The sequence below is a fragment of the Mesorhizobium sp. M0571 genome, from assembly GCF_040320985.1.
Classification (GTDB): domain Bacteria; phylum Pseudomonadota; class Alphaproteobacteria; order Rhizobiales; family Rhizobiaceae; genus Mesorhizobium.
The window spans coordinates 95,907-118,462 of record NZ_JAMYQT010000001.1 but is presented as its reverse complement, the minus strand read 5'-3'; the positions used below and the strand labels follow the sequence as shown (position 1 = coordinate 118,462).

The window sequence follows — 22,556 nt, the reverse complement described above, 5'->3', positions numbered from 1 at the left end:
GAATCATATAAACTTGTGCTTGGGCGAGGACGATCAGGAGGGGTTTTGGCAATCGTTGCCGGTAACACGACGCGACTGTGGACGCTTGTCGCGAGGGAGTTCTGGCGCAAGACGCGCCGGCGCTTGCGTGCCGGGCCACTCTATCGCTGGCGCTACTCCGGCCGCACGCCGGAGCGCGTCCTGATCGCCCCGCCGGACCTGCGCCTCGCCGATCCTCAGATCGCGCTCGAGATCTATTATGGCCGCTATCCGCTTTCGGGGCATCTGGTCGAGACCGGTGGCAAATCGCCCTTCCAGATCGACGTGCCCAATCCCGGCTGGCAAAGGACGCTGCACGGCTTTCGCTGGCTGCGCCATATGCGTGCCGCGGGCACCGAGCTCGCCGCCGCCAACGCGCGAGCATTGGTTTCCGACTGGATTGCAATCCATGGCAGCCATATTTCCGGCGTTGCCTGGGAGCCCGGCACGACGGCCAAGCGCGTCATTGCCTGGCTGCAGCATTCCTCGATCGTGTTGCAGGGCGCCGAATTTCCGTTCTACCGCGCGTTCCTGAAATCGCTCGCCGTCCAGATCCGCTATTTGCGCGCCATGGCGCGCGAGATGCCGGACGGCAAGGACAGGCTGCGCGCGCGCATTGCGCTGGCGTTTGCCGCTTTGTCGCTGCCGGCGCCCGCCTCGGCGCTACGCGGTGCCACCCGTACTCTCGCTGAGGAGCTCGATCGCCAGATTCTGCCTGACGGCGGCCATATCTCCCGCAATCCGATGGCCGTGCTTGAAATCCTCGCCGACCTTCTGCCGTTGCGCCAGACATATGCCAATCAGGCCGAGACACCGCCGGCCGCCCTGATCGGCGCCATCGACCGGATGCTGCCTGCGCTGCGCTTCTTTCGCCATCAGGATGGCAGCCTTGCTCGCTTCAACGGCATGGGCGCCACCATTCACGACCGTATCGCCACCATCCTGCATCACGACGACACCGCCGGCGCACCATTGCTGCACGCGCCGCATTCGGGTTATGAGCGCCTGTCGATGGGTGGTGTCACGGTGATCGCCGATACCGGCCCGCCGCCGCCCGTCGACGTGTCCAATGCCGCTCACGCCGGATGCCTCGCCTTCGAATTGTCGTCGGGCCGTCAGCACTATATCGTCAATGCCGGCATAGACACCTATGGCGCCGCCGAATTCCGGCCGCTTGCCCGCGCCACCGCCGCCCACTCGACCGCCACCATCAACGATACGTCGTCGGCGCGCTTCAATCACTCCTTGCGGGTCAACGACCTGCTCGGCACGCCTTTGATCGGCGGGCCGCAGCATGTGCCTTGCAAGCGTACCGACCAGAAGGGCAGCCAGGGCTTCATCGCCCGCCATGACGGCTACGTGGCGCGTTTCGGGTTCCTGCATGAGCGCGAGCTGAAATTGTCGACCGAGGGCAATGTGCTTGCAGGCAGGGACCGCTTCCTGCGGCCGGGCGGCGCTTCTATCCGCAACAATGGCCGTGATTTCGTTACGGTGCGTTTCCATGTCCATCCCGACATAAACCTGCTCCAGGATGAGCACGACCGCCTGGTGCTGACCGCCGACCATGCCGACACCTGGGTGTTTACCTCCACCGAAGTGACGCCCGAGGTCGAGGAATCGATCTATTTCGCCGGGCTCGGCGGCCCGCGCCGCAGCCGCCAGATCGTGCTTGCGTTCAAAGCCTCGGAGATTTCCGAGGTCCACTGGCAATTGACGCGGACCATTATCGGCGGCCATCCGGAAAAAGCTGAAGCCAGTGGCAACGGCAGACGCTGATCAAGCCTTGCGGCTTGATTTCCGGGCCTCATATGCTACGGCCCGCGGACGCTCTCCAACCAGAAGTCGAAAGGCCGCCAGCCCATGGCCGTCGCCGCCAAGAATATTCCAGCGCCCGATCTCGTTCCCATCCGCCGCGCGCTGCTTTCCGTCTTTGACAAGACCGGCCTGATCGATTTCGCCAGGGCGCTGGCTTCGGCCGGCGTCGAGCTGGTCTCGACCGGCGGCACGGCGAAGGCCCTTGCCGAGGCCGGCATGGTCGTGCGCGATGTATCCGAGCTCACCGGCTTTCCCGAGATCATGGACGGGCGCGTCAAGACGCTGCACCCGTCGGTGCATGGCGCATTGCTCGGTGTTCGCGACGATCCCGAGCACGCCGCGGCGATGCGCGACCACGGCATCGAGCCGATCGATCTCGTCGTCTCCAATCTTTATCCGTTCGAAGAGGTGCGCCGCTCCGGCGCCGAATACGCGGCGATCGTCGAAAATATCGACATCGGCGGCCCGGCGATGATCCGTGCCTCGGCCAAGAACCACGCTTATGTCGGCATCGTCACCGACCCTGACGACTATGTGTCGGTGCTCAACGCGCTGGAGATGAATTTCGGCTCGCTGTCGCTGGATTTCCGCAAGAAGCTGGCAGCCAAGGCCTTTGCCCGCACCGCCAGCTACGATGCGGCGATCTCGGGATGGTTCGCCGAGGCGCTGGAGATCGAGCATCCGACATGGCGCGCCTTCGGCGGCAAGCTGCAATCGGTGATGCGCTATGGCGAAAACCCGCATCAGGGCGCCAGCTTCTATGTCAATGGCGACAGGCGACCGGGCGTCGCTACGGCGCGCCAGCTTCAGGGCAAGCAGCTTTCCTACAACAACATCAACGATACCGACGCCGCCTTCGAACTGGTCGGCGAGTTCGATCCGGCCCGCTCCGCCGCGGTTGCCATCATCAAGCACGCCAATCCGTGCGGCGTCGCCGAAGGCGCTTCACTGCAAGCGGCCTATGCCAGGGCGCTGGCCTGCGACCCGGTCTCGGCCTACGGCGGCATCGTCGCCATGAACCTAATCCTCGATGCCGAGGCTGCCGAAGAGATCGTCAAAACCTTCACCGAGGTCATCATCGCGCCGGACGCCTCGGACGAAGCGATCCGCATCGTTGCCGCCAAGAAGAATTTACGCCTGCTGGTCACCGGCGGCCTGCCCGACCCGCGCGCGGCGGGTTTCGGCTTAAAATCGGTTGCTGGCGGCTTGCTCGTCCAGGGCCGCGACAATGCGGTGGTGGATGATCTCGAGCTGAAAGTGGTGACCCGGCGCGCCCCGACGCCGGCCGAATTGGCCGATCTGAAATTCGCCTTTCGCGTGGCAAAGCACGTCAAGTCGAACGCCATCGTCTATGCCAGGGATGGTGCCACCGTCGGCATCGGCGCCGGTCAGATGAGCCGGGTCGATTCCTCGCGTATCGCCGCGCGCAAGGCGCTCGACGCGGCCGAGGCTGCCGGTCTGACGGAGCCTTTGACCAAGGGCTCGGTCGTCGCCTCGGATGCCTTTTTCCCGTTCGCGGATGGGCTTTTATCGGCAATCGAAGCCGGGGCCACCGCCGTCATCCAGCCGGGCGGCTCGATGCGCGACGACGATGTCATCGCCGCCGCCGACGCTCACGGCATCGCCATGGTCTTCACCGGAGTGAGGCACTTCCGGCATTGAGCGCCCGTCCCTCTCCTTGTGGGGAAGCTACTCAGCCGGCCGATCCGCGGGGTAAGGCGTGCCGATCAGGATCGCGATGCCGACGCCGAGGAACAGCACGATCGCCGCCATGCCGAGCCGCGCCGAGCCGCTGGCCAGGGTGATCGTGGCCACCATGAATGGTGCGGCAAAACTGGTTGCCCGACCGGCCAGCGCATAGATGCCGAAATAGCGGCCCGATTCGGCTGCGGTGACGCTGCGTGCCATGTAGGAGCGCGACGATGCCTGCACCGGCCCGAAGGCAAGCCCGATCAGCAGGCCGTAGAAAATGTAGGCTTTTTCCGCCGCCGTGCCGAACAATCCGCCGCCATCCAGTCCGGGCATTATCCAGGCGCCGAACAGCGTATAGCCCGGGCCGGTTGAGACGATGCCGATCGTGGCAATGCTCAGCATGACAAGCGAAATCATCACTATGATCTTGGAACCCAGTGCTGCGTCGAGGCGTGCGGCAACCAGGCATCCGATTATGGCGACGACGTTGAGTATGATGCCGAACAGGCCGATCTCGGTAATCGACCAATGGAACATCGCCGCCGCAAACGTTCCGCCCAGCGCCAGCAGCGCGTTGACGCCGTCCTGATAGATCATGCGGGCGACGAGAAAGCGAAAAATGCCACTGCGCTTGCGCACTTCGGCCAGCGTCGACTTCAGTTCCGACAATCCCTCGCGCACCGCCGGCCCGATTGGCATGCCTTTGATCGCGTCAGGCGTGAAGAAGAACATCGGCAGGATGAACAGGAAATACCAGGCCGCCGACAACGGTCCGGTGGCGCGCGCGTCCTCGCCGAGCCTGGGGTCAAGGCCGAAGATCGGGTTGAGCCCGACGACGGTCTTGCCGGTTTCAGGCGAGCCGGCCATGACGGTAACGACGAAGATCAGCGCGATCATGCCGCCGAGATAGCCGAGGCCCCAGGCCATGTTCGAGATCCTGCCGATGTCGCTCTTCGGCACCAGGCGCGGCATCATCGAATCATTGAACACGGTCGAGAATTCCGCCGCGACCGACGCCAGCGAGAACACCGCCACGACCAGAAAAAGATTAGAGCCGGGCGCGGCGAACCACAGCAGCGTGAGACTGGTGATCTTGACCGCGGCGAAGAAGGCGATCCACGGTTTGCGTGGTCCGGTTTGATCGGCGATCGAACCGAGGATCGGTGACAAGACGGCGATGACGAGGCCGGCGGCGGCAATGCCGTAGCCCCACGCCGCTTGCCCCGTCTCCGGATTGCTGGCCATGCGCGAGACGAAATAAGGACCGAAGATGAAGGTGGTGACGACCGTGAAGAACGGCTGTGCCGCCCAGTCGAACAGCATCCATCCCCAGATGCCGCGTCCCGACGCCCGCTGCACTGTCATCTCAACCATGTCCCCTCCGCTGGAGCTTGCTAGATTCCGATCGAGTCGGAATGACGCTCCGTCTTTTTCTTTGAGCATGATCTTGTCCCAAAGCCGATCGTCACGTTCGGGATCATGCCCCCGGCGCCCCAAAGCAGGGCGCCGTTCGCTCTATAGCGCAGTTCTTTCCGGCAATCCCGCGCGATGTGGAAGGCTGCTCACAGCGCCGTCAGATCGCTCATCAGGCCGGACGCGACCGACAGCCGCGATACGGTGATGTCGCCGCCCTCGGTCAGCGCCTGCAGCCGCTCGCGGATGCGCCCGACCCGTTCGCCGCCGGCTTCCAGCCATGTCGCCACCGGATCCGCCGCCTCGGCATGGCTGGTCAGTGCCGCCACCGCGATGCCACGCCTCGCCGCGCCGATCGTGTCGGTGGCGCGGGAAAGCGCCAGTTGATCGTAATAATCCGAGGGCGTGATCGAGCGCGCCGCGTCCTCGACGCGCGGGATGCGGAAGACGTCGCTGACCGCGAAAAACGCCTTGGCGGCAGCGACGATATCGGCATTCGCCATCCGCCCCGTCAGCGCGATGTCGGGGACAAGTTCCGACACATCGGTCAGCGCCAGCTGTTCGGCGAGGCTCTCCGGCGCGCCGCCCTTTGACAGGCTGTGCCGCCGCTCCTCGATCCGCTCGCGCGAGAAAGCGGGCAGCAGCGAGACGAGCTTCGGCTCCAACGCCCTGCGCGCATCCTGCAACTCGGCGATCCGCTGCCCGAGCGGTGCGGTGCCGGCATCGTTCTTCAGGTACCAGCCGCTGGTCACAAAGATCAGCCGGCTGACCGCCTGATAGAGGTCGAGCTGGATCTGTCCGTCGATCTGGTTGTCGAGCGCGTCGATCTGGCGATAGAGCGCCGGCAGCGCAAAACCATCCCGCACCACGGCGAAGGTGCGCACGACATCGGCGGCACTGCGGCCAGTCGCTTCCTGCAGCCTGTTGACGAAGGACGGGCCGCCGCGATTGACCAGATCGTTTGCGACGACCCGGGCGATGATCTCGCGGCGCAGGCGATGGCCGTGGATTTCTGCCGCATATTTCTTCGCCATGCGGTCGGGAAAGTAACCCATCAGGTCGCGGTCGAAATGCGGATCGTCCGGCACGTCGCTGGCGACGATGTCGGAAAACAGCACGATCTTGGCATAGGCGAGCAGCACGCCGAGTTCAGCCCGGGTCAGCGGCTCGCCGCGCGTCTCGCGCTCGGCAAGGGCCGCCGGCGACGGCAGCGTCTCGACGGCACGGTCGAGCAGCCCGCGCGCCTCGAGCGCCGCCATGAAACGACTCTGATGGGCGATGTCGGCAAGGCCGCGCTTGCGGGCAAGGGACAGCGCCAGCGTCTGCTCGTAATTGTTGGACAGCACCAGGCCGCTGACCTCGTCGGTCATCTCGGCCAGCAATTTGTTACGCGCCGGCCGGGTCAACGATCCTTTGCGCATGGCGGAAGCCAGCGCGATCTTGATGTTGACCTCCACGTCGGAGCAGTTGACGCCGCCCGAATTGTCGATGGCATCCGAATTGCAGCGGCCGCCATTCATCCCGAACTCGATGCGCGCCCGCTGCGTGACGCCGAGATTGGCGCCTTCGCCGATGACCTTGGCGCGCAGGTCGAGCGCGGTGATGCGGATCGCGTCATTGGCACGGTCGCCGACATCCTGGTTGGTCTCGCTCGACGCCCTGACATATGTGCCGATACCGCCGAACCACAAAAGGTCTGCCGGCGCCTTGAGAATGGCACTCATGATCTCGACCGGCGTGGCCGTTGACTTGCCTAGGCCGATCGCCGCGGCCGCGGCCGCCGGCAGGGTGATCGACTTCTGGCTGCGCGAAACGATGATGCCGCCCTCGGACAGCTTCGTCTTGTCGTAATCCTGCCAGCTTGAGCGCGGCAGCGCGAACACGCGCCTGCGCTCGGCCATCGAAGCCGCCATGTCGGGATCGGGATCGATGACGATGTCGCGATGGTCGAAGGCGGCGATCAGCCGGGTCTGCCCCGACAGCAGCATGCCGTTGCCGAACACGTCGCCCGACATGTCGCCGACGCCAACGACGGTGAAGGGCGTGGTCTGGATGTCGCGGTTCATCTCGCGGAAATGCCGCTTGACCGCTTCCCAGGCACCCTTGGCGGTGATGCCCATCTTCTTGTGGTCGTAACCTGCCGAACCGCCGCTGGCGAAAGCGTCGTCGAGCCAGAAGCCGTGCTTTTCACTGATGGCGTTGGCAGTGTCCGAGAAGGTCGCCGTGCCCTTGTCGGCGGCGACGACGAAATAGGGATCGTCCTGGTCGCGCCGCACCACGCCGGCCGGCGGGATGACGCCGTCCAGTCCGATATTGTCGGTGATCGACAACAGGCTGGAGACGTAGTTCTTGTAGGCGGCCGTGCCGGCCTCGAAAATGGCGTCGCGACCGGCGCTCATCGGCAACTTCTTCGGATAGAAGCCGCCCTTGGCGCCGACCGGCACGATCACCGCATTCTTGACCTGCTGCGCCTTGACCAGGCCGAGCACCTCGGTGCGGTAGTCCTGGGCGCGGTCCGACCAGCGCAGGCCGCCGCGTGCGACCGGGCCGAAGCGCAGATGAACGCCCTCGACCTCGGAGCCGTAGACGAAGATCTCCCGCCATGGCCGCGGCGCCGGCAAGCCGTCGACCGATTGCGAATCGAGCTTGATCGCCAGTGATTGGCCTTTCTCTTTCGTATCGGCAACGAAATGATTGGTGCGCAGCGAGGCTTCGATCAGGTTCAGATAACGGCGGATGATGGTGTCGTCGTCGATATTGGGAACGTCTTCCAGCGCATCCGTGATCTTGGCCTTCAGATGTTTGGCCTGAACGACGCCTTCCGTTTCCGCCGTCGGCCCGAGGCGGGCGACGAACAGCGCATGCAGGCCGCGGGCGATCTCGGGAAAGCGGTTCAGCGCGGCGGCGATGAAATCCTGGCTCTGCGGGATACCGGCCTGCTGCAGATAGCGGCCATAGGCGCGCAGGACGGTGATCTCGCCCGACCACAGGCCTGCGGTCTGGGCGAGGCCGTTATAGCCGTCATTGTCGACGTTGCCGCGCCAGACGGACAAGAACGCATCCTCGAACAGCGCGCCGCCATTGTCGAGGTCGATCGGCCTGCCGTAGCTGTTCTCGAGTTCCATGTCGTGGATGAAGACCATGCCGGATTGATTGTCGCCGACCTCGAAAGTGCGCTCGCTGATGACGCGGAAACCGATGTTTTCCAGCACCGGCACACGCCGCGACAGCGCCACCGGGCTGCCGTGGTGATAGATTTTCAGCGCCGCCTGATGCGGCTTCTGGTTGGCATGACGGTAGTAGTCGATGGCGATCGGATTTGACGCGTCGAGCTTGGCGATGCGCCCGGCGTCGGCCAGCGCCACCGCCGGCGGAAAACTGTCGCGATAGCTTTCCGAAAAGCGCGAGGCGATGGCCGTGAGTCTCGCGTCGGCGCCTGTCTCGGTCGCGGTCTCGCGCAGGGCATCGTCCCAGGTCCGTACGATGTCGCGAATCGCCGCCTCGATCGTCGCCTGCTCGACCTTCGGCGTCTTGCCGCCGGAGCGGCCGATGATGAAATGGACGCGCGCCAGCCCGCCTTCCGGGAAGGCCGGATAATAGGCCGACAGCCGGCCTTCGAACACCGTCTTCAGATAGGTGCCGATCTTCTCGCGCACGACGCTGTCGTAGCGGTCGCGCGGCACGAAGACGAGAATCGAGACGAAGCGGTCGAACTGGTCGACACGCACCAGCGCCCTGACGCGCGGCCGCTCGATCAAGCCCAGGATGGCTTCGGCATGCTTGCGCAGGATAGGCACCGGAACCTGAAACAGCTCGTCACGCGGATAGCTCTCCAGCACGTTGATCAATGCCTTGCCGGAATGGTCGCCGGGATTGAAGCCGGATTTGGCAATGACGGTTTCGGCCTTCGAGCGCAGATAGGGGATTTTCATCACCGAGCGCGTATAGGCAGTCGAGGTGAACAGGCCGACGATGCGGAGCTCGCCTGAAAGCACGCCTTTGCCGGTGTAGGTCTTGACGCCGATATAGTCGAGGTAGATGCGGCGGTGCACCGATGACTTGGCATTGGCCTTGGTGACGATCAGCGGTTCCGGCCCATGCAGGAAGGCGCGGATTTCCGGCGTCGTGCTCACCGCTTCGGTGCCGCGCCTGAGCACCAGCACGTCGGGATCGGAAAGGATGCCGAGGCCGGGCTTTTCGGCGCGCTCCAGCATACCGCTCTTCTCGCCGCCGGTGTATTTGAATTCGCGCATGCCAAGAAAGGTGAAATTGTCGTCGCGCAGCCATTCGAGGAAGGCGATCGCCTCGGTGACATGGGCTTTGTCGAGCGGCACCGGCGAGTAGCGGAATTCCGAGATCGCCTGGTCGAGGCGGGCAAGCATCGGCTTCCAGTCGGTTACGGCGGCGCGCACTTGGCCCAACAGCTTCGTCAGGCGTGCGGACAGGCCTTCGGCCTGCTCGGCCGAAAGGCGGCCGATATGGACGTGGATGACGCTCAGCCGGTCATGGCTATGGTCGCCCTTGGCAAAGCCGCCATCGCCGAGGATTTCCTCGACGCCGTTCTTGCCGTGCCTGACGACGATGACCGGATGGGTAACCAGCAGCGGCTCGCCGGCGCTCTCGGTGATTTCGCCGAGGACGGAATCGAACAGGAACGGCATGTTGTCGTTGACGACGGTGATCACCGTCATCGGCCGGCCCTGGCGGACGACACCGGAATCGACGTCTATAGCAACGACGCAGTCGTCCTTCTTGTGCCGGGCGACGGCGCGGCCGACGAGTTCAGCAGCGCGTTCGAGATCGATGACGTCATAAGCGGCGACATCTTCGGCCGGAGCTCGGGCCAGCAGGTAATCGGCAAGCCTGCCGGGCTTTTCGCTGCCCTTGGCCGCACTCATCTTTTTCAACTGGCTTGCGGATTTCAGGCCGGCCATGAGCTAATTCCCTCCCGTCGTGTTTTTACAACTATGGTAGCAGATGACCGGTATTTGGCGACAAAGGTTTGACGGCTTGCGACGAAATGTCGGAATTCACCGGCAGGCTGGCGAAAAACGAGGAGAAATCCGCCATGACGGACAAAATCACCGCGCTTGACCTTGCGCCGGCGGAGCTGAGCGACGCGACCAAGTCCTATTTCGCCAAATGCGAGGAGAAACTCGGCCTCGTTCCCAATGTGCTGCTCGCCTATGCCTTCGACGAGAAGAAGCTGCGCGCCTTCACCGACATGTACAATGATTTGATGCTGGGTGAATCCGGCCTGTCGAAACTCGAACGCGAGATGATCGCGGTGGCCGTCTCCTCCATAAACCATTGCTACTATTGCCTGGCCGCGCATGGCGCGGCGGTGCGCCAGCTTTCCGGCGATCCGGCCTTCGGCGAGATGATGGCGATGAATTTTCGCGCCGCCGAGCTGTCGGACAGGCAGCGCGCAATGCTCGAATTCGCGGTGAAGCTGACCGAGCAGCCGGCAAAGATGGTCGAGGCCGACCGGGCGGCGCTGCGGCAAGTCGGCTTTTCCGACCGCGACATCTGGGACATCGCCTCGACCGCCGCCTTCTTCAACATGTCGAACCGCCTGGCATCGGCAATCGACATGCGGCCGAACGATGAATACCACTCGATGGCGCGATAGGGCACCGCGGCTGCGAGTCAACCGCACGTTATATTAGCTGCTTCGCATTCTCGTTGCTTGTTTGCCGGTTTGGTCCGATGATCAGCATGCGGCGTGACCGCATGCCGGTTCGACGCCGCCGATCAGAGGAGGAGAGCATGGCAAAATTTCTCTACATCTATCACGGCTCTGGCAAGATGCCGACCGATGAGGCCGAACGGAAAGCAGCGATGGATGCCTGGAACGGATGGTACGGCAAGCTTGGCTCGGCCGTGATCGATGGGGGCAATCCGGTCGGCATGTCGAAGACCCTGCTGCCTGGCGGCAAGGTCGAGAACAATGGAGGCAGCAATCCGACCGCCGGTTACACAATCATCCAAGCGAAAGACATCGACGATGCCGTCGGCAAAGCCAAGGATTGTCCTATCCTGACGGACCCGGGTTTCAGCGTCGAGATCGCGCCGATAATCGAAATGGGTTGACGCGCCGGCTCAGGACCGAGCAGCGATCGCCGCCGCAGCGCCGGCCATGGTGCCGGCGCTGACGCGGTTGGCGATCTTCATCGCGCGCTTGCTTTTGAGCAGTTTGCGCGCCTGCGCTGCGGCGAGCACCCAGGCCAGATCGATGGCGACCAGCACCACGGCCATGGTCGCCGTCAGCTCGACCCAGCCGATCATGCTGACCGAACCGAGGTCGATGATGGTCGGCAGCAGCGCCAGATAGAACATCATGATCTTGGGGTTGCCAAGCGTCACCGCCATGCCGGCAAAGAACAGCTTGGCGGGCGAATCTTCGCGCGGCAACGAACCTTCTTTTGCCTCGACCGGTGCCGTCCACATCTTCCAGGCAAGCCAGGCGAGATAAGCGACGCCGACCCACTTCACGACGACAAAGGCAAAATGGAACGTCTGCGCCACGACGGCCAGGCCGAACACCGCCAGTGACAGCCAGATCGCTTCGCCGATCCACATGGCAAGCAGGAACGGAAACACGTCGCGAAAACCTTTTGAGATGACCCGCGCCACAAGCGCGGCGATCGACGGGCCGGGCGAGCCGGCGGCGACGAAAAGGGCAGCGGCAAAAATCAGAAGCGACGTGAAATGCATGACCCGGATCTCTTTGAGATGTTGGATTGTTCAATGTAACCCAACCGTTCCGGCGACGGTAGCGTCCACAGAAAGAGGGCTTGTCGGCCAGGCACCTCGCGGCTAGAAATGTCGTCCCGAAATCCTTTTCGAGCTTCACTTTGCCTGCGTAACCGCCGGTCTCGTCAACTCCCCCGACACAGAGCAGGGCGTCGCAGTCGCGGTGCCTGTTTTCACATCATCTGTTCTTCAGGGTGGCGGTTCGAGACCGGTTTGGCACTGCTGAACCGCTGTCGCGCACGATTACCCGCGACACCTGATTCCGACCACCGCAGCCTCTCGCCACGCCGTGCCCGCATGGGCAACTCGACATCGCCGATCTGACGAACTTCCCGACGGGAAGGGGCTTTTCGGCATGTCTTCGATACTGCGCATCCGCTGGGCGATCACGCCCAAGATCGCACCTCGACCTCACCTCAACTGCAATCGCTGCGGCGGCCTGAAGCCTTACCACAGCAGCGGGAAATTCCGCGTCAACGCCAACGGCAAACGCATCGATGCGTGGCTGATCTACCGATGCATCTATTGCGACAACTCTTGGAATTTCGGCGTTCTGGAGCGATGCAGCCGCCGCGACATAGAGCCGGCCCTGCTGCAGGCATTCGAAAGCAACGACTCGGCATTGGCGCGTCGCCATGCCTTCGATGTTGTCGCACTGCGAAGCAGGATCGGGCGCGTCGAGGAGTTTCCTGAAGCCGTCGTTCATAAGGAGGTGCTCGGGGACAGGCCGGAAAACACCACCGCTCTCGAACTCCATCTCAGCTGCGGCTCGACCGGTTGCTGGCCAACGAACTCGGTATCTCGCGATCGCGGCTTCAGGTTTGGGAAGAGAAGCGATTGCTGGCCGTCGGTCCGGACGGTGCCAAAGCCTTGCGCAGGCCGGCTCGGGCGGGAACGGCGATCCGCGTCCACCTGTCTGGCGAACCAGACCGGGACGATATCATTTCGGCTGCAGGTGGATAAGGCAACGGCGAGGGCATGCGCAATCAGAGACAATTGCGGCCAAGGCTCAGTCGCCCGCTTCGGGGACCGAGCCAATCAAACCCTTGGCCGCATCGAGATCGCTGTCGGCGACTTGCACATGGATCAAGCCGAGCCTGCCCGTGTCGAGAAGGTAATTCGCGAGAGCATAAATTCCATACGCGTCGAGCATCGACACGCAAACTTCGGCCTCGGGTCGATTGTCGTATATGACAGCCGTGACGAGTTTGCCGCTCATTGCGCGGTATTGCCCTTTACGCCGCGCCGACCACTTTCGCCGACTTCTCAAACCGCTTGCGCTCGTTCGGGTCGAGATAGAGCTTGCGCAGGCGGATGGTTTTCGGCGTCACTTCGACCAGCTCGTCGTCCTGGATCCAGGCCAGCGCGCGCTCCAGCGTCATGCGGATCGGCGGCGTCAGCTTCACCGCCTCGTCCTTGCCGGCGGCGCGGATGTTGGTCAGCTTCTTGCCCTTCAGCACGTTCACTTCGAGGTCGTTGTCCCTGGAATGGATGCCGATGATCATGCCCTGATAGACCTTGACGCCGGGGTCGATGACCATCGGGCCGCGGTCTTCCAGGTTCCACATGGCGTAAGCTACCGATTCACCCTGTTCATTGGAGATCAGCACGCCATTGGTACGGCCCGGCAACTCGCCCTTATAGGGCTCGTAGGCGTGGAACAGGCGGTTCATCACGGCGGTGCCGCGCGTGTCGGTCAGCAGCTCCGACTGGTAGCCGATCAGGCCGCGCGTCGGCGCGTGGAAGACGATGCGCTGGCGGTTGCCGCCCGAAGGGCGCAGCTCGACCATTTCGGCCTTGCGCTCCGACATCTTCTGCACGACGACGCCGGCATGCTCCTCGTCGACGTCGATGACGACTTCCTCGACCGGCTCCAGCAATTCGCCGTTCTCGCCTTTCTGCATGACGACGCGCGGCCGCGACACGGCGATCTCAAAACCTTCGCGGCGCATAGTCTCGATCAGCACGGCCAGCTGCAATTCGCCGCGTCCGGAGACGAAGAACGAATCCTTATCCGGCGATTCCTCGATCTTCAGCGCGACATTGCCTTCGGCCTCGCGCAGCAGGCGGTCGCGGATGACGCGGCTGGTCACCTTGTCGCCTTCTGTGCCGGCCAGCGGTGAATCGTTGACGAGGAACGACATCGTCACGGTCGGCGGATCGATCGGCTGCGCGTGCAGCGGCTCGGTCACCGACAGGTCGCAGAACGTGTCGGCGACAGTGCCTTTCGACAAGCCGGCGATGGCGACGATGTCGCCCGCCTGCGCTTCCTCGATCGGCTGGCGCTCGAGCCCGCGGAAAGCAAGGATCTTCGAGATGCGGCCGGTTTCGACCTGGGTGCCGTCATGGTGCAGCACCTTGACCGCCTGGTTGGATTTCAGCGTGCCGGATTCGATACGGCCGGTGATGATGCGGCCGAGGAACGGATTGGCTTCCAGAATGGTGCCGATCATGCGGAACGGGCCGGGATGAACGGTCGGCGCCGGCACGTGCTTGATGACGAGGTCGAATAGCGGCGCCAGCCCCTGGTCCTTCGGGCCTTCAGGGTTTTCCGAGACCCAGCCGTCGCGGCCTGAACCGTAAAGGATCGGAAAGTCGAGTTGCTCGTCGGTGGCGTCAAGTGCTGCAAAAAGGTCGAACACCTCGTTGACCACTTCGACGTGGCGGGCATCCGGCCGGTCGATCTTGTTGATGACGACAATCGGCTTCAAGCCCACCTTAAGTGCCTTGCCGACGACGAACTTGGTCTGCGGCATCGGCCCCTCGGCGGCGTCGACCAGCACGATGGCCGAATCCACCATCGAAAGGATGCGCTCGACCTCGCCGCCGAAATCGGCGTGGCCGGGCGTATCGACGATGTTGACGCGGGTGTCCTTCCAGTCGACCGAGGTCGCCTTGGCCAGGATGGTGATGCCGCGTTCTTTTTCGAGATCGTTCGAATCCATGGCGCGCTCGGCGACGCGCTGATTGTCGCGGAACGAGCCGGACTGTTTCAGAAGCTGGTCGACGAGGGTGGTTTTTCCATGGTCGACGTGCGCGATGATCGCGATATTGCGGATTTTCATGTTTCGGTCTCGGGAGCGTTGCAGGCAGCAGGCCAAAAGGCGCTGCCTCTTTCGGTTGGGCGGCTCATACAGGGTTTTTCGCAATTGCGAAAGAGGAGGCGAGCCACCAAATAAAGTCACCAAATCTTAAATGTCTTGGTGTGAAGTGGAATTATTAACCAAGGCGGAACCTTTCATGGTCCGGGCAGTTCGAATTTCATGATCGACGCAGGCATCAGACTCCGGCCGATTTTGGCATGTACCGCACTCGCCGTCCTCCTCGCGGCAGGCGCGGCGCAATCGGCCGCGTCGTTCAAGGAGACGCAGACTGCCCTGCCGTCCGACAAGCGTTCGGCGGAGCAGCTTTTTGCCGATGCTCCCGATGGCGTCGACCCGATGGTGACCGGGCCGGTCAGCACCGCCTTCAAGCAGCGGCAGCAAAACGCCGGATGCGACCAAGCCGTATGGCCCAAGATTCCCGTCGTCTGCTATCCCGATTGATGCACGTCTCCCCGGAGCCTGCCCTTGGGCTGGACCGAGGGTAGCGGTCCAGGCTTCTCAAGCCGACCGCACCGGATCGAGCGTGACCTTGTAGAGTTCGCTGTCGTCGCGATCCATCAGCCGCACCGTCAACTGCTCAGTGGCGCCATCGATGTCGACGAGGCCGAAGAACTGCAGGCCGGCCGACGGCGGCAGGTTCTGACCCTGTTCGGCAGTCGGCGCCTTGATGAACTTCAGCTCCGGGCCGAAGGTCATGTCGAAATCATTAGGTCCGAACGTGCCGGAATGGATCGGACCCGAAACGAATTCCCAGAACGGATTGAAGTCCTGGAACTGCGCCTTGTCCGGATTGTAGTAATGCGCGGCTGTGTAATGCACGTCTGCGGTGAGCCAGACGGTATTGCTGATGCCCGCGTTCTTTATATAGCGAAGGAGGTCGGCAATTTCCAGCTCGCGCCCCTTGGCCAGCCCATTGTCGCCATTGCTGACTGCCTCAGCCCCGACCTTCTTGGTGCCGTCGTTCCAGACGACGAGGCCGAGCGGCATGTCGGCGGCGATGATTTTCCAGGTTGCCTTGGAATTCGCCAGTCCGCGCTTCAGCCATTTCGTCTGCTGTTCGCCAAGGATGCGCGATTGCGGCGTCATCGTCTCCTGCATATTCGGACCATTGGGACCGCGATAGGAACGCATGTCGAGAAAGAACACGTCGAGCAGCGGCCCATAGGCGATCTTGCGATAGACGCGGCCGGGCTCCGACGGCTCGTAGCGGATCGTCGTCATTTCGTGGAAGGCGCGTGCAGCGCGTGCCGCCAGCACATGGATGGATTTTTCGGTGTAGCGGTCGTCGGCGGTCAGATCCTTCGAATCCGACCAGTTGTTCAGCACCTCATGATCGTCCCACTGGTAGAACGTCGGGCAGATGGCGTTCAGTGCGAGCACGTTCCTGTCCATCAAATTGTATTTCCACTGACCCCGGTATTCGTCCAGCGTCTCGGCAACCTTGCGCTTTTCATCGATGAGCACGGTGTTCTTCCACTTGCCGCCGCCGGGCAGGTCAACCTCGTCCTTCATCGCGCCGTCTGCATAGATCGTGTCGCCCGAATGCAGGAAGAAGTCGGGCGTATGCTTCCCGATCGTGGCATAGGTCTTCATGCCGGTGTCGTCGATGCCCCAGCCCTGGCCGGCGGTGTCGCCCGACCAGGCGAAACGAATGTCGCGCTTCGAGGCAGGTGCTGTGCGGAAACGGCCGACGATCGGCTCTGAAACGGCGTTGATGTCGGCAAGATCGGCCGCGACCATACGGTAGAAGATGTCCTGGTCGGAGGCGAGATCGGTAAGCAGCCGCTTCACCGTATAGTCGCTGGCCGGCGACGTATCGAGCGGCGCCAGGCGGACGGCATTGGCGAAGTTCTCCGTCGACGACACTTCGAACATGACGCGCGACGGCCGGTCCGTACGCGTCCAGACCATGCCGCTGGTGGCGTCGACGTCGCCGGACTGGATGCCATGGGTGAAGGCCGGGCGCTGATTGGCGCGCGAATAATAAGGAAGGGCGAGGCCCGACGCGCCGACCAGGCCAATGGCGCTGGCCGACGTGACGAAAGCGCGCCGCGTCATCGAAATCTTGTTCATGGCTGTCTCCTGGATGGCGTTGAATGTCGCCGCCAAGGTCCAGCCTCAATGTTTCATGCACATTTCGAAACGATGAAGGTTTCGTTACAACCAACAACGGGCGAACTGCCGATCGCCCTCCTTGTGGGGGAGATCGGCAGTTTAGCCCGACGGCACCTCTCCTGCGACGAATGCGCCTATGCCGCCTGTGGTTCCGGGTCGAACGCCGGGCGGCTGGTGTTGATCAGCAGCGAGATGCAGGCGGCGGCTATTGCCGTCATGCCGGCGATCAGGAAGGCAAGCTCGTAATTGCCTTGCAGCTCGCGCATGGTGCCGCCGAAAAAGGCGGCCGTTGCGGCGCCAACCTGATGGCCGGCGACGATCCAGCCGAAGACGATCGGCCCGCTGCGGTCGCCGAACGCCTCGTTGGAGAGCCTGAGCGTCGGCGGCACCGTGGCGATCCAGTCCAGTCCGTAAAACACCGCGAAGATGATCAGGCTGGTCGCCGAGAAGCCGGAATAGGGCAGATAGATCAGCGACAGGCCGCGAATGCCATAATAGACGCCGAGCAGCTTGCGCGGGTCGAAACGGTCGGTGAGCCAGCCCGACAGTGTCGTGCCGATAAGGTCGAAGATGCCCATCATCGACAGCAGGCCTGCGGCCTGCACTTCGCCGATGCCCATGTCGCCGCAAAAGGCGATCAGATGCGTGCCGACCAACCCGTTGGTGGTGAAACCGCAAACGAAGAAGGTGGCGAACAGGTACCAGAACACGCGCGTGCCGGCGGCGCGGCGCAGCGTGCTCAGCGTCTGGGTGAGGAAATTGCCTTGCGAGGCTGGCGGCACCGGCGGCACGTCGTCGGCCTCGGCACCGTAACGCACCATGCCGATCGAGGCCGGGCGCTCCGGCACCAGCAGCCAGACCAGCGGCACCAGGCAGGCGGTGGCCACGGCAATGGCAATGGCGACCGGCTTCCAGCCGCCCGACTGGGCGAGCGAGGCGAGCAGCGGCAGGAACACCAGCAGCCCGGTGGCGCTGGACGCCGACATCAGTCCCATCACCAGGCCGCGATTGGTCTTGAACCAGCGGTTGACGATGGTCGCGCCGAGCACGGTGGCGACGGCGCCCGAGCTGACGCCGGAAAACACGCCCCAGGTGAGGAGCAGATGCCAGGGTTTGGTCATCAACAGGCTGAGCGCGGTCGATCCCGACATTAAAAGCAGCGCGGCAAGCAGGGTGCGGCGAAGCCCGATCCGCTCCATCAGCGCCGCGGCAAACGGCCCGGTCAGGCCATAGAGGAAGATGCCGGTGGCCGCGGCCAGCGAGACGACGTCGCGCCGCCAGCCGAAACTGTTCTCCAGCGGCAGCATCATGACCGCCGGCGCCGAACGCAGGCCCGCTGCGATCAGCAGGCAGAGGAAGATGACGGCGACCACGACGAAAGCGTAGCGCTGGCCAAACGGGCGGGATTGAGCTATCATGTTACTGACCGGTACGTTGCAGGAGCGCGAAACATACGTACCGACCGGTAACATTGTCAACCAGGTAATCGGCACACCAGACATGAAAAGCATTGAACCAACGATCAAAGCGAATGACGCACCGCCGCCTCGCGCCGCCGAAAGGATTCTCCGGGTGGCGCGCGATCTGTTTTACCGGCAAGGTATCAGGGCGATCGGCGTCGACGAGATCGTGCGGCGTGCCGGCGTCACCAAGCCCAGCCTCTACCGCAGCTTTCCGTCCAAGGATGAGTTGGCCGCATCCTATCTCCGGCACTATGACCTCGAGTTCTGGGAGCGCTTCGATGAGGCTGTGAACGCCCATCCCGGCGATCCCCGCGCGCAGATCGTCGCCTTCCTGACCCGTGTCGGCAAGCGTACGCAAAGGCCCGACTATCGCGGCTGCGGCATGACCAATGCCGCGGTCGAATATCCCGAACATGGCCATCCGGCCCGCGTCGTGAGCGAGGCCAACAAGCAGGAATTGCGCCGCCGCCTGCGTGCCATGGCGGCAGAGATGGGCGCCGGCGACGCCGACACGCTGGGCGACGGGCTGCTGCTCCTGATCGAGGGCGCCTATATCAGCGGCCAGCTGTTCGGTGTCGGCGGACCGGCGCAGTCGGTGGCCCGCAACGCCGATCTTCTGATCGAGGCAAGCTTGAAGAAATAGCATTTGACATTACAGCGCCGCGCGTCCTTTCGGATGCGCAAAGGACGCTATAACACTTTGATTCTACGCATGATCCTTTCCGAAAATCGTTTCCGATTTTCGGGGTCATGCGGTACGCTGCGGCAGCCTGAACGGAGTTGTCCGCCATGCGCGCTCTTTTGATCCCGCTTGTCCTCGCCGGTCTCTGCCAAGCAGCCCGGGCCGGCGATATATCCAGCGTCTATACCGATCTCGTCTGGGAGAAGGACTGCGTGACCTATGCGCAGGCGGAAGAAGGCGACGGCGACTGGGCCGACCTCGCCTGTTCGGGCTATGGCGGCTACCCGGTGCTGGTTTCCTACGATGACGCGCGGGAATCGCTGTTCTACGGCTTTCCGCCTAGCGACATGACCACGGTCTGGGAAAGCTTTTCCGGCCTCAATTCGGCTGGACCCAAAGTCGAGTGGCGTATCGAAGCCAACGGCAAAACTGCCGTTCCTTTCGCAGTCATCCATCGTCGCTCGATCAGCGATACCGAGGGCGAGAACAAGTCGACGGAAGTGCTGATCGTCGCCAAGGTTGCCCAGCCGGACGCCCACGAAGGCTGCACGATCGCTCTCGTGCTCGCCACCGGCAATCCCGCCGCCAACGATCAGGCGCGCAAGCTTGCCGACGAGAAGGCGAAGACATTTGCCTGCGGCAAGGACAAGCGTGTGGTGCTTGGCAACGCGCCCGATTTCGGCCGCGTCGACAACTGATTATTTGCGCCCGGTAATTACTTGCGCTTGGCGCGCTCGATTGCCTCGACGATCATCTTCTTGGCGTAGGCAGCGTCGTACCAGCCCTCGATCTTGACCCACTTGCCGGGTTCGAGATCCTTGTAGTGCTCGAAAAAGTGCTGCACCTGCTGGCGGGTGATATCAGGCAGTTGCGTGTACTCGGTGACGTTCTCGTAGCGCAGCGTCAGCTTGGGCGAAGGCACGGCAATAACCTTCTCGTCCTGGCCGGCATTGTCCTCCATCACCAGCACGCCGATCGGCCGCACATTGATGACACAGCCCGGCACCAGCGCGCGCGTGTTGCAGACCAGCACATCGATCGGGTCGCCGTCGCCCGACAGCGTGTGCGGCACGAAACCGTAATTGCCGGGATAGCGCATTGAAGTGTGCAGGAAGCGGTCGACGAACAGCGTGCCGGCCTCCTTGTCCATCTCGTACTTGATCGGTTCGCCGCCGATCGGCACCTCGATAATGACGTTGACGTCCTCGGGCGGGTTCTTTCCGCTGGCAATCGCTTCGATACGCATCGTTTATCCCTCTCTCGATTGAAGATCGATAGCGGGCGACGGCGCATGGTGCAATGCGGCGAATGGTACTGGGGAGATCGTCCGAACCGAAACCGGTCGGATCATGCGCTGGCCGTCATTCCCAGACGAAAGCGACCTTCTTCAGCGCCTTCTGCTCGAAGATCTCGACGCCCTCGGCAACATCGCGGCCACCGGCGCCGGCATAGAAGGCAAGTGCGTTCTGATTGTCTTCCAGCGCCCACACCACCATGCCTTTCAGGCCATGGTCGGCCAGCCGTGCCCGTGCGGCCGAGAAAAGCCGGCTGCCGAGCCCGATGCCTTGATATTCCGGCCGCAGGTAAAGCTCGTAGATCTCGCCCTGCTGCCTGAGTTCGCGGGCGCGGTTCTTGCCGATCGTCGCATAGCCGGCAATTTTGCCGCCGATTTCGACGACCAGGACGGTGGCAGCACGACGAATGGCGTTCGCCCACCAGTCAGGACCGCGGCGGTTGATCATCGATGTCAGCGTGCGGTGCGGGATAATACCGGCATAGGCGCCGCGCCAAGCCTCAAGATGCACGTCGGCGATAGCGGCTGCATCGCGCGGTTCGGCTTTCCTGATGTCGATGCTCAGCGTATTCATGATTGGTTAACCATAAACCCGCAGCGCCCGATTGCAAGAGTCCGGTCAGCCGCCGCGATGCTTTCGCACAGCCGAACGGTGCGTCCTTGAGACGCTGCAAAACCGCATTTAGCGAGATCAAATCTCGACCAGATGGTCGTCCAGCTCGTTGCTGTCGCCGGTCGAGACCGGAAAATGCTCGGCCAGTACCGCACCGACCGCTTCGATCGCCTTGACGAAGCCGTCGGCAAGCCGATCGTCGCCGGCATGCGCCGTAAGGTCGCGGACGACGCCGTCCCAGACATGCTGGCCGACACGAGAATTAATGCCGCTGTCGGCGACCACCTCGGCATAGCGCTCGGCGATCGAGACGAACACCAGCACGCCGGTGCGCGCCGTGGTGCGATGGACGTTGCGGGCGAGGAACTGCTTCATCGCATTGGCGTGGGCGGCCTGGTAGCGCAGCCGCCTCGGCACCAGGTGGATGCGCAATGCGGGCAATGCCCACAACAGGATAAGCACACTGGCAAGCGCTAGAAGCTCGGCGATGACGAAATGCGGCAAGCGGATCGACAGCCACCAGGCTTCCAGCCCGTAACCGACGGCGAGGCTGACGACGAGCATGCCGAGCATCGCCATGAAAGCAGCCGGGAAGAAATAGCCGTCGCTGGCATGCGCCACGACGCAGTAGATCTCGCCGTCGGTCTTTGATTCGGCAACGCGGATCGCCGCGGCGATGCGCTCGTGATCCTCGGGGCTGATCGGTCGTGTTGCCATGATTGATGTCTCACCAGCTTCCTGAAGAACCGCCGCCGCCGGACGAACCGCCGCCGCCTGAAAACCCGCCGCCGGAACTTCCAGACGACCAACCGCTGCCGGAACTTCCCGACGACCAGCCACTGCCGGACGAGGTCCCGGACGTCCAGACACTGCCACCGGAGGATGACGAGCCTGGTCCGCGGCCGTAGCGGAACGTCATGCCCAGCCACTTGTACACGCCCGGCGACAGTTTCGTGCCGAAGATCGGCGGCAGGAACGCCATTGCCAAGCCGCCGAAGAACATCGTCGCCCACAGGACGATGAACAGCACGAAGATGGGATCGACAGGATTGTCATTCGTCGGATTGCGTTCGCCGCGCGCCTCCAGCTCTTCGGGATTGCCTTCCAGCACCATGATCATGTCATCGACGGCCTTGCTGATGCCGCCCGAGAAATCGCCGGCACGGAAGGCCGGCACCATGTCGTTTTCGATGATCAGCTTGGTGTGCAGGTCGGTCAGCGTGCCTTCCAGCCCATAGCCGACCTCGATGCGCATCTTGCGGTCGTTCGGTGCCACCAGAAGCAGGACGCCGTTGTTCTCCTTCGCCTGGCCGAGCTTCCAGGCGCGGAACAGCCGGTTGGCGTAGGGCTCGATCTCCTCACCATCGAGGCTGGGGATGGTCGCGACGACGATCTGGTCCGAACCTTTGGTCTCGAAATCGGCGAGCTTCTGCGTCAGCGCCGTCTTGGTCGCGGCATCGATGATGCCGGCATTGTCGACGACCTGTCCGGTCAGCGCCGGCAGTTCGGCGGCGAAGGCCGCGAAGCCGACCAGCAGCACCGCCATGGCCGTCAACGCAGTGCCGATCATTCTGATGGAGCAGCCGGGTCT

18 protein-coding genes and 1 pseudogene are annotated in these 22,556 nt (G+C 63.2%); 8 read left to right on the top strand and 11 right to left on the bottom strand.

Annotation, left to right across the window (positions count from 1 at the left end):
- The first annotated feature begins 45 nt into the window (after positions 1-45).
- Positions 46-1,794 (top strand): heparinase II/III family protein, encoded by a 1,749-nt coding sequence (locus NKI85_RS00585; protein ID WP_352775174.1) that lies wholly within the window; start codon positions 46-48, stop codon positions 1,792-1,794.
- An 84-nt stretch (positions 1,795-1,878) separates the two neighbouring features.
- Positions 1,879-3,495 carry a bifunctional phosphoribosylaminoimidazolecarboxamide formyltransferase/IMP cyclohydrolase gene (purH, locus tag NKI85_RS00580; RefSeq protein ID WP_352775171.1) on the top strand — a complete coding sequence of 539 codons (1,617 nt, stop codon included), beginning with the start codon at positions 1,879-1,881 and terminating at the stop codon, positions 3,493-3,495.
- Positions 3,496-3,522: 27 nt separating this feature from the next.
- On the opposite strand, the gene NKI85_RS00575 is transcribed toward purH, so the two are convergent.
- Positions 3,523-4,899: an MFS transporter gene (locus NKI85_RS00575; protein WP_352775169.1), complete on the bottom strand. Its 1,377-nt coding sequence runs from the start codon at positions 4,897-4,899 to the stop codon at positions 3,523-3,525.
- 188 nt (positions 4,900-5,087) lie between these two features.
- Positions 5,088-9,872 (bottom strand): NAD-glutamate dehydrogenase, encoded by a 4,785-nt coding sequence (locus NKI85_RS00570; protein ID WP_352775166.1) that lies wholly within the window; start codon positions 9,870-9,872, stop codon positions 5,088-5,090.
- A 134-nt stretch (positions 9,873-10,006) separates the two neighbouring features.
- Between NKI85_RS00570 and NKI85_RS00565 the strand changes: the two genes are divergently transcribed.
- The gene (locus NKI85_RS00565) at positions 10,007-10,570 is read left to right on the top strand and encodes a peroxidase-related enzyme (protein WP_352522977.1); all 564 of its coding nucleotides are present in this window, start codon (positions 10,007-10,009) and stop codon (positions 10,568-10,570) included.
- A gap of 137 nt (positions 10,571-10,707) precedes the next feature.
- On the top strand, positions 10,708-11,031 hold the full coding sequence (locus NKI85_RS00560; RefSeq protein WP_352522978.1) for a YciI family protein: 324 nt from the start codon (positions 10,708-10,710) through the stop codon (positions 11,029-11,031).
- A 9-nt stretch (positions 11,032-11,040) separates the two neighbouring features.
- Here the strand turns inward: NKI85_RS00560 and NKI85_RS00555 are convergent, their stop codons facing one another.
- Positions 11,041-11,655 carry a LysE family translocator gene (locus tag NKI85_RS00555; RefSeq protein WP_352522979.1) on the bottom strand — a complete coding sequence of 205 codons (615 nt, stop codon included), beginning with the start codon at positions 11,653-11,655 and terminating at the stop codon, positions 11,041-11,043.
- A gap of 394 nt (positions 11,656-12,049) precedes the next feature.
- Here NKI85_RS00555 and NKI85_RS00550 point away from each other — a divergent pair.
- Positions 12,050-12,394 (top strand): annotated as a pseudogene (locus tag NKI85_RS00550) (DUF1062 domain-containing protein); the annotation flags it as partial.
- A gap of 309 nt (positions 12,395-12,703) precedes the next feature.
- On the opposite strand, the gene NKI85_RS00545 reads toward NKI85_RS00550, so the two are convergent.
- Both NKI85_RS00545 and typA read right to left on the bottom strand, forming a co-directional pair.
- Entirely contained in the window at positions 12,704-12,913 is a 210-nt protein-coding gene (locus NKI85_RS00545) for a hypothetical protein (RefSeq protein ID WP_352522981.1), read from the bottom strand.
- Positions 12,914-12,929: 16 nt separating this feature from the next.
- A complete protein-coding gene (gene typA / locus NKI85_RS00540; protein WP_352775162.1) occupies positions 12,930-14,759 on the bottom strand; it encodes a translational GTPase TypA in 1,830 nt (609 codons plus the stop codon).
- A gap of 198 nt (positions 14,760-14,957) precedes the next feature.
- On the opposite strand from typA, the gene NKI85_RS00535 reads away from it, so the two are divergent.
- On the top strand, positions 14,958-15,239 hold the full coding sequence (locus tag NKI85_RS00535) for a hypothetical protein (RefSeq protein WP_352775159.1): 282 nt from the start codon (positions 14,958-14,960) through the stop codon (positions 15,237-15,239).
- A 57-nt stretch (positions 15,240-15,296) separates the two neighbouring features.
- Here NKI85_RS00535 and NKI85_RS00530 read toward each other — a convergent pair whose 3' ends face one another.
- Positions 15,297-16,871: an alkaline phosphatase D family protein gene (locus NKI85_RS00530; RefSeq protein WP_352522984.1), complete on the bottom strand. Its 1,575-nt coding sequence runs from the start codon at positions 16,869-16,871 to the stop codon at positions 15,297-15,299.
- Between the two features lie 176 nt (positions 16,872-17,047).
- Positions 17,048-18,331 carry an MFS transporter gene (locus NKI85_RS00525; protein WP_352775156.1) on the bottom strand — a complete coding sequence of 428 codons (1,284 nt, stop codon included), beginning with the start codon at positions 18,329-18,331 and terminating at the stop codon, positions 17,048-17,050.
- Positions 18,332-18,413: 82 nt separating this feature from the next.
- Between NKI85_RS00525 and NKI85_RS00520 the strand changes: the two genes are divergently transcribed.
- Together NKI85_RS00520 and NKI85_RS00515 are read left to right on the top strand one after the other, a co-directional pair.
- Positions 18,414-19,019, top strand: a complete 606-nt coding sequence (locus NKI85_RS00520) for a TetR/AcrR family transcriptional regulator (protein ID WP_352775154.1) — start codon at positions 18,414-18,416, stop codon at positions 19,017-19,019.
- 146 nt (positions 19,020-19,165) lie between these two features.
- Positions 19,166-19,756, top strand: coding sequence for a hypothetical protein (locus NKI85_RS00515; protein ID WP_352775151.1), 591 nt, complete (start codon positions 19,166-19,168; stop codon positions 19,754-19,756).
- 17 nt (positions 19,757-19,773) lie between these two features.
- Here the strand turns inward: NKI85_RS00515 and ppa are convergent, their stop codons facing one another.
- The 4 genes from ppa to NKI85_RS00495 all read right to left on the bottom strand — a co-directional run bounded on the left by ppa (position 19,774) and on the right by NKI85_RS00495 (position 22,535).
- Complete coding sequence (ppa, locus tag NKI85_RS00510) at positions 19,774-20,304, bottom strand: inorganic diphosphatase (protein WP_352522988.1); 531 nt, start codon at positions 20,302-20,304, stop codon at positions 19,774-19,776.
- Between the two features lie 115 nt (positions 20,305-20,419).
- The gene (locus tag NKI85_RS00505; RefSeq protein WP_352522989.1) at positions 20,420-20,926 is read right to left on the bottom strand and encodes a GNAT family N-acetyltransferase; all 507 of its coding nucleotides are present in this window, start codon (positions 20,924-20,926) and stop codon (positions 20,420-20,422) included.
- 117 nt (positions 20,927-21,043) lie between these two features.
- Entirely contained in the window at positions 21,044-21,682 is a 639-nt protein-coding gene (locus tag NKI85_RS00500) for a TPM domain-containing protein (RefSeq protein WP_352775148.1), read from the bottom strand.
- 10 nt (positions 21,683-21,692) lie between these two features.
- The gene (locus NKI85_RS00495) at positions 21,693-22,535 is read right to left on the bottom strand and encodes a TPM domain-containing protein (protein ID WP_352775592.1); all 843 of its coding nucleotides are present in this window, start codon (positions 22,533-22,535) and stop codon (positions 21,693-21,695) included.
- Between the last annotated feature and the right edge of the window lie 21 nt (positions 22,536-22,556).

What these genes read in the sequence shown, in the direction of transcription:
- purH (WP_352775171.1), top strand. Translation starts at nt 1,879, where the DNA reads ATGGCCGTCGCCGCCAAGAATATTCCAGCGCCCGATCTCGTTCCCATC.
- NKI85_RS00575 (WP_352775169.1), bottom strand. Translation starts at nt 4,899, where the DNA reads ATGGTTGAGATGACAGTGCAGCGGGCGTCGGGACGCGGCATCTGGGGA.
- NKI85_RS00570 (WP_352775166.1), bottom strand. Translation starts at nt 9,872, where the DNA reads ATGGCCGGCCTGAAATCCGCAAGCCAGTTGAAAAAGATGAGTGCGGCC.
- NKI85_RS00565 (WP_352522977.1), top strand. Translation starts at nt 10,007, where the DNA reads ATGACGGACAAAATCACCGCGCTTGACCTTGCGCCGGCGGAGCTGAGC.
- NKI85_RS00560 (WP_352522978.1), top strand. Translation starts at nt 10,708, where the DNA reads ATGGCAAAATTTCTCTACATCTATCACGGCTCTGGCAAGATGCCGACC.
- NKI85_RS00555 (WP_352522979.1), bottom strand. Translation starts at nt 11,655, where the DNA reads ATGCATTTCACGTCGCTTCTGATTTTTGCCGCTGCCCTTTTCGTCGCC.
- NKI85_RS00545 (WP_352522981.1), bottom strand. Translation starts at nt 12,913, where the DNA reads ATGAGCGGCAAACTCGTCACGGCTGTCATATACGACAATCGACCCGAG.
- typA (WP_352775162.1), bottom strand. Translation starts at nt 14,759, where the DNA reads ATGAAAATCCGCAATATCGCGATCATCGCGCACGTCGACCATGGAAAA.
- NKI85_RS00535 (WP_352775159.1), top strand. Translation starts at nt 14,958, where the DNA reads ATGATCGACGCAGGCATCAGACTCCGGCCGATTTTGGCATGTACCGCA.
- NKI85_RS00530 (WP_352522984.1), bottom strand. Translation starts at nt 16,871, where the DNA reads ATGAACAAGATTTCGATGACGCGGCGCGCTTTCGTCACGTCGGCCAGC.
- NKI85_RS00525 (WP_352775156.1), bottom strand. Translation starts at nt 18,331, where the DNA reads ATGATAGCTCAATCCCGCCCGTTTGGCCAGCGCTACGCTTTCGTCGTG.
- NKI85_RS00520 (WP_352775154.1), top strand. Translation starts at nt 18,414, where the DNA reads ATGAAAAGCATTGAACCAACGATCAAAGCGAATGACGCACCGCCGCCT.
- NKI85_RS00515 (WP_352775151.1), top strand. Translation starts at nt 19,166, where the DNA reads ATGCGCGCTCTTTTGATCCCGCTTGTCCTCGCCGGTCTCTGCCAAGCA.
- ppa (WP_352522988.1), bottom strand. Translation starts at nt 20,304, where the DNA reads ATGCGTATCGAAGCGATTGCCAGCGGAAAGAACCCGCCCGAGGACGTC.
- NKI85_RS00505 (WP_352522989.1), bottom strand. Translation starts at nt 20,926, where the DNA reads ATGAATACGCTGAGCATCGACATCAGGAAAGCCGAACCGCGCGATGCA.
- NKI85_RS00500 (WP_352775148.1), bottom strand. Translation starts at nt 21,682, where the DNA reads ATGGCAACACGACCGATCAGCCCCGAGGATCACGAGCGCATCGCCGCG.
- NKI85_RS00495 (WP_352775592.1), bottom strand. Translation starts at nt 22,535, where the DNA reads ATGATCGGCACTGCGTTGACGGCCATGGCGGTGCTGCTGGTCGGCTTC.